The sequence below is a fragment of the Dorea chungnamensis genome, assembly GCF_039832125.1.
Taxonomy (GTDB): domain Bacteria; phylum Bacillota; class Clostridia; order Lachnospirales; family Lachnospiraceae; genus JAFBIX01.
The window spans coordinates 62,007-76,051 of the sequence record NZ_JBDOHT010000004.1 but is presented as its reverse complement, the minus strand read 5'-3'; the positions used below and the strand labels follow the sequence as shown (position 1 = coordinate 76,051).

Genomic DNA, 14,045 nt, shown 5'->3' with positions numbered 1-14,045 from the left:
AATGACAGTAGAACTGATTTCCGTAGGGACAGAGATTCTATTAGGTAATATTATCAATACGAATGCAGCCTATCTTGCGGAAAAATGTGCAATGTTGGGGTTATCTTGTTTTCATCAGAGTGTAGTAGGAGATAACGAAGAACGTTTGGAAGATACGGTCCGTCTAGCACTTTCCAGGGCAGATATCGTTATTCTAAGCGGAGGTCTTGGTCCAACAAAGGATGATCTGACAAAAGAAGTAACAGCAAAGGTATTTGGAAAAGAGCTACGTGAAGATACACATACAAAAGAAAGAATCCAAGAATATTTTCGCCAGGTACACAGTAACCAAGTAACTCCAAACAATTGGAAGCAGGCATTGGTCCCTGACGGTGCAATCGTGGTTGACAATCATAACGGAACAGCACCAGGACTCATATTAGAAGAGAATGGCAAGATTGCAATTCTTCTTCCTGGACCGCCAAATGAGATTAAGCCGATGTTTGAAAGAGACATTGCACCTTACTTGAATCGTCTGCAGCCTGAAGGAATCTATTCGAAAATGATAAAAATATGTTCCATCGGAGAGAGCAAAGTGGAAACGATGATTGCCGATCTGATGGATACACAGACGAATCCAACGATCGCACCCTATGCTAAGACTGGAGAAGTACATCTCAGGGTAACTGCCAAAGCAGCAGATGAGGAAGCTGCTAACGCATTAATTGCTCCTGTAATGGAAGAATTATTCCATCGGTTTGGCGATAAGATCTATACCACGGAAGAAAATATCTCTCTGGAAGAGGCAATTGTGAGAATACTTGAAGAGAAGAAACTATCGGTCACAACTGCTGAGTCTTGTACCGGAGGGCTTCTTGCAGGCAGGATCTTGAATGTAGCAGGAGCATCGAATGTATATAAGGAAGGTTATATTACTTATTCTAATGATGCAAAAGAACGTCTGCTGAAGGTAAAAAGAGAGACTTTGATGCAATATGGAGCAGTCAGTCCACAGACAGCCTGTGAGATGGTGCGTGGCGTCGCGGAAGCTACAGGGGCAGATGCAGCTCTAAGTGTGACCGGTATCGCAGGACCTGGTGGCGGAACCAAAGAAAAGCCAGTTGGACTTGTATACGTAGGATGTTATGTAAAAGGGCATGTCAGGGTAGAAGAATTTTATTTTACTGGCAATCGCGACAAGAATCGTGAATATGCGGTCGCAAGGGCTTTGACATTACTTCGTGAGGAATTATTGAAGTATCATGCCTAAGGAGGTTGAATCATGGAAATAAGAATGCTGCAACAATACGAGCTGCTGCCGGCACTTCATCTTGTATGGGATGTATTTGCAGATGAAATTGCACCTTCTTATACTCCGGAAGGTGTTGCTGAGTTCCAGAAGTTCATCAAATATGACAACATTTATACAATGTGCCAAAGAAGAGAAATATTCTTCTTTGGTGCATTTCAAGGTACAGAATTATGCGGTACAATCGCAGTCAAAAACGATGGACATATCAGTCTGTTCTTTGTAAGAAAACAGTATCGAGGAAAAGGCATTGGTCGGATGCTGTTTCAGTGTGTTTATAATTATTGTGCTCAGCAGCTTTGTGTCAAAACAATTACTGTAAATTCAGCGCCACAGGCAGTGCAAAAATATATACATCTGGGAATGCATGTGACTGCGGAAGAACAAGTAGTAAATGGTATTCGTTCTGTTCCATTAGAAATGTATGTGATTCCTGGGTTGGTAAGACCTGTAAAAAAGAAATCTAAAAAACCGATTATTATTGTAAGTATTATATGTATGGTCATAGTTATCGGACTGTTTGTTGGTGAAGTCAAACTGCTAAAAAGTATACAGAAGAATATCTATGATGTTCCAGACATTTATGAAGAATTTGCAGAAGAGCCAAATCACGAATATGATCTTCCAAATGAAGAAAAAGAAGATTCAACAGATGAAGAAAATCTACAAGGAATTGAATCAATTCCAGAAAAAATCGAAGAAAATTTGTCGTATGAAATAACGGAAGATACATACTCATTTTCTGATCGAGAAAAGGAATCTATGTTGATTGAATTCAATGTAACATATCCGGTCGTTCATGGATTACCAGATGCCGACATAGAAGAAAAAGTAAATAAAGCATTGAAGAATTGTGCAATGCAGACAGTAAATGAAATCTATAATAATCCTTCTAATACGATAAAAGAAAGAGTGATCAGCGAAAAAAATCCTATGCTGATAAGCTATGCAAAATATAAAGTATGTTATGCGTCAGATGACCTAATAAGTATCGCCTATGAAGATTATAATTACGAAGGCGGAAGCCAATATTATTCCCAGCATCTCAGAACATGCAATATCAATCCCAAAACTGGAGAAACATACCAATTAAAAGATCTGGTAGATATCAACGATGAAGTGATTGATCAATGGCTTCAAAATATGCGTGACGAAACAAAAAACGACAGCTTCCTGTCAGAATTAAGCAAAGAAGAAATCAAAAAAACCCTGGAAGGCGACAGCCTTGATGGCGTTTACATTGTCAATTATTACATGGATGAAGAAGGAGTTCAGGTAGGATACGATTTAAATTATAAAAAAGATGATTCCCATGATTTGGGATTTTCGTGGGTGACAGCAAAAATGTAAAAAAAGGGGACGTAGTATTTTTTGGTTTTACTACGTCCCCTTTTGAAAAATGTGGTGTACCCAAATGAAAAACAATTGACGAATGTAGAATAATGTGAGAAAATATAAACAAGTATGGTGTTAAAGATATAACAAGCCCTACGACAGAAAAATCATACATAGTTGAAAGGAGTTTTAAAATGATTTATTCACATGAAGTAGAAATGATGTGTCCGGTGGCTCAGGGTGCGAATCACGGACCAGCTCCGATTCCGGAAGAAGCAAAATGGGTACAGGCTAAAGAAGTAAAAGATATTTCTGGTTTTACACACGGTATTGGCTGGTGTGCTCCTCAGCAGGGTGCATGTAAACTTACTTTAAATGTTAAAGATGGTATTATTCAGGAAGCTCTTGTTGAGACAATCGGATGTTCAGGAATGACTCACTCAGCAGCCATGGCATCTGAAATCCTTCCAGGAAAAACTATTTTAGAGGCATTGAATACAGACCTTGTCTGTGATGCTATTAATACAGCAATGAGAGAATTGTTCCTTCAGATTGTATATGGAAGAACTCAGAGTGCATTTTCAGAAGATGGACTTGCAATTGGTGCTGGTTTGGAAGACCTTGGAAAAGGACTTCGTTCTCAGGTTGGTACAATGTACGGAACATTAGCAAAAGGTCCTCGTTATCTTGAAATGGCTGAAGGTTATGTAACAGGTATTGCTTTGGATGAGAACGATGAGATTATCGGATATCAGTTCGTAAGCCTTGGAAAATTCACTGACTTCATCAAAGCTGGTGATACACCTAACGATGCTTGGGAAAAGGCAAAAGGACAGTATGGACGTGTTGCAGACGCAGTAAAGATTATTGATCCTAGAAAAGAATAGACGCGATAAGCGGACAGAGAAGGATGACCTGGTCAGATGATTCATGCTTGTATGAAATCGGTAGACCGGGACAGGCTTTGAAGGCGCAACGCGCCACATGAACGAGGTTCATGTGTGTTCGTGGGAAGATTCAAAAGGTAACAAAAAAATCAGGAGGACAAGTAAATGGCTTTATTTGAATCATATGAAAGAAGAATTGATAAAATCAATGAAGTATTAGGAAGCTATGGTATTGCTTCCATCGAAGAAGCAGAGAAGATTACAAAGGATGCCGGCCTTGATGTATACAATCAGGTAAAAGGTATTCAGCCAATCTGTTTCGAAAATGCATGTTGGGCATATACAGTAGGTGCAGCAATTGCAATTAAAAAGGGATGTAAGACAGCAGCTGATGCAGCAGCAGCAATCGGAGAAGGCCTGCAGGCTTTCTGTATCCCAGGTTCTGTAGCAGATCAGCGTAAAGTTGGTCTTGGACATGGTAACTTAGGAAAGATGCTTCTGGAAGAAGACACAGATTGTTTCGCATTCTTAGCTGGTCACGAGTCATTCGCAGCAGCTGAAGGTGCAATCGGTATTGCAGAGAAGGCAAACAAAGTTCGTAAGAAACCACTTCGTGTTATCTTGAACGGACTTGGAAAGGATGCTGCAAAGATCATTTCCAGAATTAACGGATTTACATATGTTCAGACAGAATATGATTACTATACAGGAGAACTGAAAGAAGTTCAGAGAATCGCTTACTCTGACGGACTTCGTTCTAAAGTTAACTGCTATGGGGCGAATGATGTACGTGAAGGTGTTGCCATCATGCACAAAGAAGGCGTAGACGTATCTATCACAGGTAACTCTACCAACCCAACACGTTTCCAGCATCCAGTTGCAGGTACATACAAGAAAGAATGTATCGAGCAGGGCAAGAAGTACTTCTCAGTAGCATCCGGCGGTGGTACAGGACGTACACTTCATCCAGATAACATGGCTGCAGGTCCAGCTTCTTATGGTATGACAGATACTTTAGGACGTATGCACTCTGATGCACAGTTTGCAGGTTCTTCATCCGTTCCAGCCCATGTTGAGATGATGGGCTTAATCGGAGCAGGTAACAACCCGATGGTTGGTATGACTGTTGCAGTTGCAGTTTCCGTAGAGGAAGCCGCTAAAGCTGGAAGATTCTAATTAATAGCGTAAAATCAGTATTTTTAGAATGTTTTAACATTTTAAAAAATCAATAAATGCTAATACATTTGTTATTTATTTGTTAACGTATATTTGTTAATATATTTAAAGTGGGAGATGATGGATTTTCTCCCACTTACTTTAGTTTTTCAAGATTTTATCTTAACCATTCTAAATCACGGACTGTGTAAGTTGATTCTGTAATATCTTTTATTGAGTGTCTTACCATTTCTTTTAGTGCATATTCATCGACATTCGTTTTTTTACATCTGGTTACAAATGTTTTTCTCGGATCATGAGGACGATGTTCCGGGTTGAGATGAAGTTCGCCGGTTACTTTCTTAAATCTATTCGCATATTTGTCGTAAGTAAGTTTCTATGATCCGGCATGAGTCTGCCCTTTGTTATTTAGCAAATATTCGCTTCCTATAGAAGCGGCAAAATCATAATTATTCTTTAAGAGTTCTATGATTTTGGTATGAATTGGAACTATGCGTTGTTTGCCAGCTGGCGTTTTCATTCCGGCTTTCATGTACCACTTTTCAAGATTGATTACATCTAATCTTAAAGCAGCAAGTTCTTCGGTCTCCATCCCATATAACATTGCATTATAATCTAATCTACGTATCTTACTTTCCCTACGTTTTTCCAGAGAATGTTCATCTCATCATCGGTAAATGGAATATGTGTTCTTGTTGCTTCTTCTTTCTCTTTACTGATATCATTAGAAATTTCAAATGTTCTAGCATAGTTCTTGTCTACAATTTTGTATCCGGGTACATAATCAAGCATAAGATTAAAAAGCGACTTGATTCTAGCTTTCGTCCCTGCGGTAGGAAAAATCTTTTCACCTTTTTTCTTTCCTTTGGTTTCAATTCTATATCCTTCCGCCATGCATCCCTTTATGTGTCTGGCCCTGATATCTTTCACCCTCATGTCATAAACAGAAAAGTAGTAAGCTCATGCTGACGTAATTGTTCTAATGGAATTATCAGCGATTTCTTGAAAGTATTGATCCGTCCAATTATCATAAACTTGTAAAAGGAAAATACTATTTTGTAAATGATAAGAATGAGTTTTGGTGGTATAATCCAGATACTGGTGAAATAAAACCATTGAGCCTTACAGTTGGATAGTAAAGAACAATATATGATGATTTTGCATATAAGCCTGTCAGCTTTTTGTAGCATGACAGGCTTAGAATAATTTAAATGTATTTGTCGATTAATTACATTTCAAGACATTCTTATAGAAACTATCCATTTCCTTCTTAGTATTGAATACTGCAACATACATCTGATTACCCATCGCACCGGACAATACATCAGGAATCCGGTCGACCATCTTCAGGTTATCACCATATTTTTCAAGAATTTGTTCATGGCTCAGCACGAAATCTTTTCCATCACGACGCCCGGCATAAGCACAGTAAGCATGTTTGCCGTCTGGCAGGGTGGAGTGATCAAAGGCGATCATATCTGCCCAGATTTTGTATACATTGGTGCTGTTAGCGTAATTCATCATATCAGGAGAAAATCCGCCGCAAGGACGCATGTTAACTTCCAGAGCCACAACATCGCCTTTCTTGCCCATTCCTTCGTGATCATTCAGAAGACGGAAGAATTCAAAATGAACGAAACGGCTCTTTACACCGAAGCTTTTTACAGTAGCACGTCCGGCAGTACGTACATCCTCAGAAAGATTTTTCACAATATGATAGATAGAGTTATCAGAATTATTGACGATATCCATGATTGAATCTGGAGTTACGTTACCCGTCTCGAACATTGGATCGCCATTAGAATCGATGACAGCATCGTAAGAATTAACTTCTGCGTCGATAAACTCCTCCATGATGTATTGTGTATCGGCTTCTTTCTCATTAAAGAACTGAAGAAGATCTTGGTCAGATGAAAGCTTAAAGGTATGGGATGCGCCAACACCATTGTCTGGTTTTACAATGACTGGATAACCAACAAGCTTAATAAAATCTTGACAATTTTCGACATTGTCAACCAGATGATAGCGGGCTACCGGGATTCCGGCTTTTGTGTAGAATTCTTTCATCTTTGATTTATATTTAATACGAGGCATGTTTTCTGTGTGGAAACCGCTGGAGATATTAAAATCTGTACGCAACATTGCATCACGTTCCAGCCAGTATTCATTGTTAGATTCCAGCCAGTCGATCCGTCCGTATTTATAAGTAAAAAATGCAACGGCACGGTATACTTCATCATAATTTTCCAGACTGTTTACTTTGTAATACTCATTCAAACTGTTTTTTAATTCCTGAGATAATTCATCATAAGGCTGATCACCAATACCCAGAACATTCAGACCATTTTTCTTTAATTCCGCACAAAACTGCCAGTAGTTTGTAGGAAAGTTTGGAGAAATAAAAATAAAATTCTTTGTCATTTGTGTTTACTCGCTTTCTTTTGTTGAACTATAACGTTACATAGAAAAAGAAACCCCTCTAATCTAACAAATATGGTACAAAATAAGTGACTTGCTTGTACCACCAGATCCAGTCATGGTAGCAGTCCATTCCCCAATAATCCACCCATGTATGGATACCCTTGTTTTTCAGAATACCATCCAACTGTCTGGTAGAATCCGGAAGTTCCCATGCTCCCTGCCCCACACAGATGGCTGACTTTTGTTCATTATACATAGAAATGTAAGGATGATCTAATGGCATATTTGCCAGATAATGAACTGGTGAATTGTTATAGACAAGATCATCCATGTAAGAACCGAATCCATATTCTGCGGTATAGATTCCGCTTAATGCTAATAGTCTGTCAAAGAGATCCGGACGTCGGAAATACAGGTTAGCGGCGTGAGTTGCCCCAAGACTACAGCCGAAGACCAATACACCCGGATAGCCGGTCCAGCCATTGCATTCATTCACCATATCACGCATAAATGGAACCATCTCATCCGTGATATAGCGTACCCAGTCCTCATAGCGGCAGATTCTCCATCGAGGATCCCCTCCTTCATTAGACCATGTTTCCTGATCGATCGTATCGATAGAAAATACCATGACTTCTCCAGAATCAATCCATGGTGCCCATATGTCAGTCATATGGAAATTCTCAAAATCAAAGAATCGGCCGTTCTGACAAGGAATGAAGAGCACCGGACGACCTGCATGTCCATAGACCTTACATTCCATATCTTTATTAAGCGCTGGGCTGAATTGCTTAAAATATTGTACTTTCATAAGTTTCCTCCTGTTATTTCTGGTATAGCAGAGTATTCATGAAAAATGGGATCTGCTTTTCCCAGCTCGCTTCGCAGTGATCTCCGCCGGGAACAATCCGGCAGTCAAGCATCACATGACGTTTTAAAAGCAGAGATGCCACTTTTCCAAATTGTTGTAACATGTTTGGATGGAAATGAATCTCTCTGGAACCATAATCCATGTAAACAACTGTATCTGGTTGGATCTTTGATCGTTTGATCAGTTGCTCGATTCTTTGAATATCTACCCAGAGGGAAGGGGAGAGACAAGCAGCACGAGAGAAGTAGCGATTATATTCTAATACAGCGTACAGGCTCATCAGACCACCCATGGAACTTCCTGCGATAAAAGTATGCTCGCGGTCTGGGAGAGTAGGGAAGCGTTCGTCAATTTCTTCCTTAAATGTATGAATCAGCCATTCCATTGTCGTTCTGCCACGGCCAATAACTTTTCCAAAACGGGAATCGTTGAAAGAATATGGTGAATATTCTTCCAGCCGTCCATTGTTCGGACTATGATTACATTCTACCGCAGCAATGATCAGAGGAGTGGATGTGGCATCCATATATTCTTTCATTCCCCAGCTCTTGCCATAGGTAGCATGTGAATCAAAAAACACATTGTGTCCATCAAACATGTATAAAACTGGATAACGTTGATCTGAATCTGTATGACAAGATTCCGGTAGGTAGACATAGGCTTTGCGGGGGTCGTCAGCTGTCAGTTCCGGAATAGTAATGTCCCATGTATAAACCATATTAATACCTCCAATCTGTGTATTATTTTTTTACATAATACACCCATGATATCCAATTATTAAATATAGCACACTGTGTCATAGATGACAAGAAAAGGTTGATTTTCCAGAACGAGAATTTTATAATAGATGGAAATGTATTAAGGGGAGTATACGAATATGAAGAATGTAAAGAAAATAGCAGCATTTATAGCTGCGCTGACGTTGGCAGTGGCAGGTTATGCTAATCTGGATGATATTACTACTGTGTCAGGAAAAAGCGACAGAAGTATAGCTGATACGGTTGCAACGCGAGAGATGAAAGTGACTTTTCTGGATGTTGGTCAGGGAGATTGTACGATTGTTCAGACTGAAGGACATAATATGCTCATAGATGCAGGCAATAATGACCAGGGAGAATCTGTAGTGGCTTATTTACTGAAAAATGGGATTGATACACTGGATTATCTGATCCTTACACATCCCGATGCGGATCATATTGGAGGAGCAGATGATGTATTGGAAAATATAGATGTTCAGATGGTGCTTATGCCAGATGTTGCCAATGATACCATAACTTATCTGGAAGTGATAGATGATATCAAAGAATTTAATATTCAGATTGTTTATCCGAGAGTAGGAGAGATTTTTACTTTGGGAGATGCTGAATTTACTGTTCTTTGTCCAGACGAAGAATTAGTGGATCAGAGCGATCTGAATAGTTCTTCTGTAGGAATCAAGTTAAATCATGGAATCAACTCCTTTGTAATGTGCGGAGATGCAGAAGAAAAGTCCGAAGAAACTATGGCAAAGCATTTTGGCAGTGAACTAGAATGTGATGTGTTAAAATGTGGTCATCATGGAAGCAGTACCGCTACAAGTGATGAGTTTCTGAAAGCAACAGATCCTACCTGGGCTGTCATTAGTTGTGGCGTGGATAATCAATATGGGCATCCACATTGGGAGACTATAGAAAAACTGGAAAATGATGATGTACAGATATACCGGACAGATCAGATGGGGACGATTATTGCAATCAGTGATGGAGAAAACATCAATTGGGTAAAAGGGAATTAGGCAAGCGCCTAATTCCCTAAATTTTTATTTGCTGTAGACAGCATTAATTTGATTCGGTTTAATTGATTTACTTCACTTGCTCCTGGATCAAAATCAATTGCTACTATATTGGACTCAGGATAGCGTCTTCTTAATTCTTTGATAACGCCTTTTCCTACTACATGGTTTGGAAGGCAGGCGAATGGCTGAGTACATACAATGTTCGGCGCACCACTGTGAATCAGCTCCAGCATCTCGCCAGTAAGGAACCAGCCTTCACCTGTCTGGTTTCCAAGAGATACGATTTCAGAAGCCATCTTGCCAAGATTGCGGATGTCAGCAGGTGGAGCAAAATGTTTGCTCTTTTCAAATGCTTTGGTAGCAGGTGCGCGGAACCACTCAATTGCTGCAATTCCAAGATTACCGATTGTTGCCTTGGATTTCTTCATACCAAGGTGAGATACTTTGAAATTCTGATTGTAGAAGCAGTACTGAAGGAAATCCAGCAGATCTGGTACGACTGCTTCCGCTCCTTCATTTTCCAATAGTTCTACCAGATAGTTATTGGCAGCCGGGAGGAATTTTACCAGAATCTCTCCGACAACGCCGACGCGTGGCTTTTTGATATCCAGAAGTTCAATATTCTGATCGAAGTCGTTTATGATATCGTGGCAAAGCTGGCTGAAGCGGTGTCTGGAAGGATAACCCTGGGATACGAACTCCTGGCAGACCTTTTTCCATTTTTCATGCATGGCGTTTACAGATCCTGGTACAGCTTCATATGGACGAAGGCGATATACGCATTTCATGAAAATATCTCCAAATACGACTGCATATACGCCGCGGAGTACCAGTGGAAGTGTAATCTTGAATCCAGGGTTACTTTCCAGCCCGCTTAAATTAATAGAGATGACTGGAATGTGTCCATAGCCGGCTTTCTTTAATGCACGTCGTATAAAACCGATATAGTTAGATGCACGGCATCCACCACCGGTCTGGCTGATGATGACGGCAATCCTATCGGTATCATATTTACCAGAAAGGATAGCTTCCATGATCTGTCCGACTACCATAAGAGATGGATAGCAGGCATCGTTATTAACATATTTTAATCCTACATCTACTGCCTGTTTATTATCATTTGGCAAGACTTCAATGTTGTAACCGGAAGCTCTGAATGCAGGTTCCAGTAATTCAAAGTGAATCGGTGACATCTGTGGGCAGAGAATCGTATAGTCCTTACGCATTTCTTTCGTGAAAGGCACTTTTGTTATAGCAGAAGAATGAATCTCTCTTTCTTCGTGGCGTTTTTCTCTGACACGGATGGCAGCAAGCAGAGATCTGACACGGATTCTCGCAGCACCTAAGTTGTTGACTTCATCAATCTTCAAAGATGTATAAATCTTGTCAGAATCATTCAAAATAGATGCTACCTGATCTGTTGTAACAGCATCTAGACCACAACCAAAAGAATTTAGCTGGATCAAATCCAGATTTTCTGTTGTTTTCACATAATTTGCCGCCGCATACAGACGAGAATGGTACATCCACTGATCCATAACGTTCAACGGGTGTTCTGCCGGATGCAGGTGAGAAACGGAATCCTCTGTCAATACAGCAATATTATAAGAGTTGATCAATTCCGGAATTCCGTGGTTTACTTCCGGGTCAATATGGTAAGGTCTTCCGGCAAGAACGATTCCACGATTACCGGTCTCTTCCAGGAACTTGATGGTCTCTTCTCCCTTTTTCTGCATATCTTTCCTACAGGAATCGAGTTCGTCCCAGGCTGCATGTACAGCTGATTTGATTTCAGCAGCAGGAATGGAGAACTTATCAGAGAATACCTCTACCATTCGATAGGCAATTGTCTCTTCATTTGCAAATGAAAGGAATGGATGGATAAAATCAACTTCCCCATTTACGATAGCATCAATATTATTTTTGATGTTTTCAGGATAAGAAGTTACAATTGGGCAATTGTAGTGATTGTTTGCTTCTGCAAATTCATTACGTTCATAAGGAATACTTGGGTAAAATATGTATTTAATTCCTTCATTAATTAGCCATTGTACATGTCCGTGGGCAAGTTTTGCAGGGTAACATTCTGATTCACTTGGAATAGATTCGATACCAAGTTCATATACCTTTCTGGTGGAAACCGGCGATAATACAACACGGAATCCAAGAGTATGGAAGAAGGTAAACCAGAATGGATAATTCTCATACATGTTCAGGACACGTGGAATACCGATGGTTCCTCGTTTTGCCTCTTCCTCTGTTAACGGAGTGTAATCAAAATAACGTTTTAACTTATATTCAAACAGATTAGGCAGTTTATTGGCGGACTTTTCTTTACCAAGACCGCGCTCACAGCGGTTACCTGTAATGAATTTACGACCGCCGCTGAAGTGGTTGATGGTCAGGCGGCAGTTGTTGGTACATCCTTTACATTTGGCCATAGTTGTAGAATATTCCAGAGATTCGATCTCTTCGATAGGCAGCATAGTTGTGCCCTCGCAGTCTACATATCTTTCCCGTGCGATTAAAGCTGCACCGAAAGCACCCATGATTCCGGCAATATCCGGTCGGATTGCTTCGCAGTTGGCGATTTTTTCAAAACTTCTAAGTACTGCGTTATTATAGAAAGTTCCGCCCTGTACGACGATATGATTGCCAAGTTCGGAAGCATCGGACACTTTGATTACTTTAAACAAAGCGTTCTTAATAACGGAATATGCAAGTCCGGCAGAGATGTCAGCAACTTCAGCCCCTTCTTTTTGGGCCTGTTTTACCTTGGAATTCATGAATACAGTACAGCGTGTACCAAGGTCGATCGGATTACGGGCAAATAATGCTTCATGAGCAAAATCTTCGACAGAATAGTTCAGAGATTTTGCAAAGGTCTCTATAAAAGAACCGCAGCCAGAAGAGCAGGCTTCATTTAACTGAACGCTGTCGACGGTCTGATTCTTGATCTTGATACACTTCATATCCTGTCCGCCAATATCCAGGATACAGTCTACATCCGGCTCAAAGAAAGATGCAGCATAGTAATGAGAGACTGTCTCTACTTCGCCCTCATCCAACAAAAGCGCAGATTTAATCAGGGCTTCTCCATATCCGGTTGAGCAGGAGTGGACAATCTCCACACCTTCCGGAAGCTTACTGTAGATATCCTTAATTGCAGTTATGGTGGTACCAAGAGGATCTCCTTCGTTGTTATGATAGAAAGAGTATAATAATGTGCCATCCTCACCGACCAGCGCTGCTTTGGTAGTAGTGGAACCGGCATCGATTCCCAGAAAGGCTTTGCCGCGGTAAGATTCCAGGTCTTTCACAGGAACCTGATGTTTTGCGTGTCTTTCTTCAAAAGCATGATAGTCTGCTTCACTGGTAAAAAGCGGCTCCATACGTTCTACTTCGAAATCCATCTTGATTTTACCTTCCAGGCGCTGCTGCATCTGCTGTAAAGATACATCCAGATCTTTCTTAGAATTCAGTGCAGATCCGATGGCGGCGAATAAGTGAGAATGCCCAGGGGCAATCGTATGTTCATTATCTAGCTTTAATGTACGGACGAAAGCTTCTTTTAATTCAGATAAGAAATGAAGCGGTCCGCCCAAAAATGCAACATGTCCTCGAATCGGTTTTCCACAGGCTAATCCACTGATTGTTTGATTCACAACAGCCTGAAAAATAGAAGCTGCCAGGTCTTCTTTAGAAGCACCGTCATTGATCAGCGGTTGGATGTCGGATTTAGCAAATACTCCGCATCGTGCAGCAATAGAATATAAAGATTTATAATTTTTGGCATATTCATTTAACCCAGATGCATCTGTCTGGAGCAGAGAAGCCATCTGGTCAATAAAGGATCCGGTACCGCCGGCGCATACGCCGTTCATACGCTGCTCTACATTACCGCCTTCAAAATAAATGATCTTAGCGTCTTCCCCGCCTAATTCAATGGCAACATCTGTCTGAGGAGCATAATCCTGTAATGCGGTGGAAACGGCGATTACCTCCTGCACAAATGGAACACCAAGATGCTTGGCAAGGGTTAGTCCGCCGGAACCTGTGATGACCGGAGAAGCATGAATAGGACCTAATTTATAAATTGCTCTTCCAAGCAGATCAGATAATGTCTCCTGGATATTCGCGTAATGTCTTTCATAATCAGAAAAGGCAACATCATTATTCTCATCCAGAATGGCAATTTTTACCGTCGTGGAACCAATATCAATTCCAAGGGTATAAATATCTTTTTGACTCATAATATGTACTCCTTATTACATTTTCATCTATGACTTTCTT

General features: G+C 40.5%; 11 protein-coding genes. 5 read left to right on the top strand and 6 right to left on the bottom strand.

The features are described 5' to 3' along the window. The first annotated feature begins 1 nt into the window (after window position 1). From ABE613_RS04895 to ABE613_RS04880, 4 genes are all read left to right on the top strand, one after another. Window positions 2-1,249, top strand: a complete 1,248-nt coding sequence (locus ABE613_RS04895) for a competence/damage-inducible protein A (RefSeq protein ID WP_235231908.1) — start codon at window positions 2-4, stop codon at window positions 1,247-1,249. Window positions 1,250-1,261: 12 nt separating this feature from the next. Beyond that, a complete protein-coding gene (locus tag ABE613_RS04890) occupies window positions 1,262-2,638 on the top strand; it encodes a GNAT family N-acetyltransferase (RefSeq protein WP_235231909.1) in 1,377 nt (458 codons plus the stop codon). Between the two features lie 179 nt (window positions 2,639-2,817). After that, window positions 2,818-3,510 (top strand): iron-sulfur cluster assembly scaffold protein, encoded by a 693-nt coding sequence (locus ABE613_RS04885; RefSeq protein ID WP_158372156.1) that lies wholly within the window; start codon window positions 2,818-2,820, stop codon window positions 3,508-3,510. Window positions 3,511-3,675: 165 nt separating this feature from the next. After that, window positions 3,676-4,686 (top strand): GGGtGRT protein, encoded by a 1,011-nt coding sequence (locus ABE613_RS04880; RefSeq protein WP_235231910.1) that lies wholly within the window; start codon window positions 3,676-3,678, stop codon window positions 4,684-4,686. A 376-nt stretch (window positions 4,687-5,062) separates the two neighbouring features. Here the strand turns inward: ABE613_RS04880 and ABE613_RS04875 are convergent, their stop codons facing one another. From ABE613_RS04875 to ABE613_RS04855, 5 genes are all read right to left on the bottom strand, one after another. Further along, window positions 5,063-5,290: a site-specific integrase gene (locus tag ABE613_RS04875; protein ID WP_347375842.1), complete on the bottom strand. Its 228-nt coding sequence runs from the start codon at window positions 5,288-5,290 to the stop codon at window positions 5,063-5,065. Window positions 5,291-5,301: 11 nt separating this feature from the next. Next, the gene (locus ABE613_RS04870) at window positions 5,302-5,580 is read right to left on the bottom strand and encodes a hypothetical protein (RefSeq protein ID WP_347375841.1); all 279 of its coding nucleotides are present in this window, start codon (window positions 5,578-5,580) and stop codon (window positions 5,302-5,304) included. Window positions 5,581-5,910: 330 nt separating this feature from the next. Continuing rightward, entirely contained in the window at window positions 5,911-7,107 is a 1,197-nt protein-coding gene (locus ABE613_RS04865; RefSeq protein ID WP_347375840.1) for an ATP-grasp domain-containing protein, read from the bottom strand. Between the two features lie 58 nt (window positions 7,108-7,165). Further along, a complete protein-coding gene (locus tag ABE613_RS04860) occupies window positions 7,166-7,918 on the bottom strand; it encodes an esterase family protein (protein WP_347375839.1) in 753 nt (250 codons plus the stop codon). A 13-nt stretch (window positions 7,919-7,931) separates the two neighbouring features. Beyond that, window positions 7,932-8,696: an alpha/beta hydrolase gene (locus ABE613_RS04855; protein WP_347375838.1), complete on the bottom strand. Its 765-nt coding sequence runs from the start codon at window positions 8,694-8,696 to the stop codon at window positions 7,932-7,934. Between the two features lie 159 nt (window positions 8,697-8,855). On the opposite strand from ABE613_RS04855, the gene ABE613_RS04850 reads away from it, so the two are divergent. After that, on the top strand, window positions 8,856-9,752 hold the full coding sequence (locus ABE613_RS04850; RefSeq protein WP_235233447.1) for a ComEC/Rec2 family competence protein: 897 nt from the start codon (window positions 8,856-8,858) through the stop codon (window positions 9,750-9,752). A gap of 8 nt (window positions 9,753-9,760) precedes the next feature. On the opposite strand, the gene ABE613_RS04845 is transcribed toward ABE613_RS04850, so the two are convergent. After that, on the bottom strand, window positions 9,761-14,005 hold the full coding sequence (locus ABE613_RS04845) for an acyl-CoA dehydratase activase-related protein (RefSeq protein ID WP_347375837.1): 4,245 nt from the start codon (window positions 14,003-14,005) through the stop codon (window positions 9,761-9,763). Window positions 14,006-14,045 lie beyond the last annotated feature (40 nt).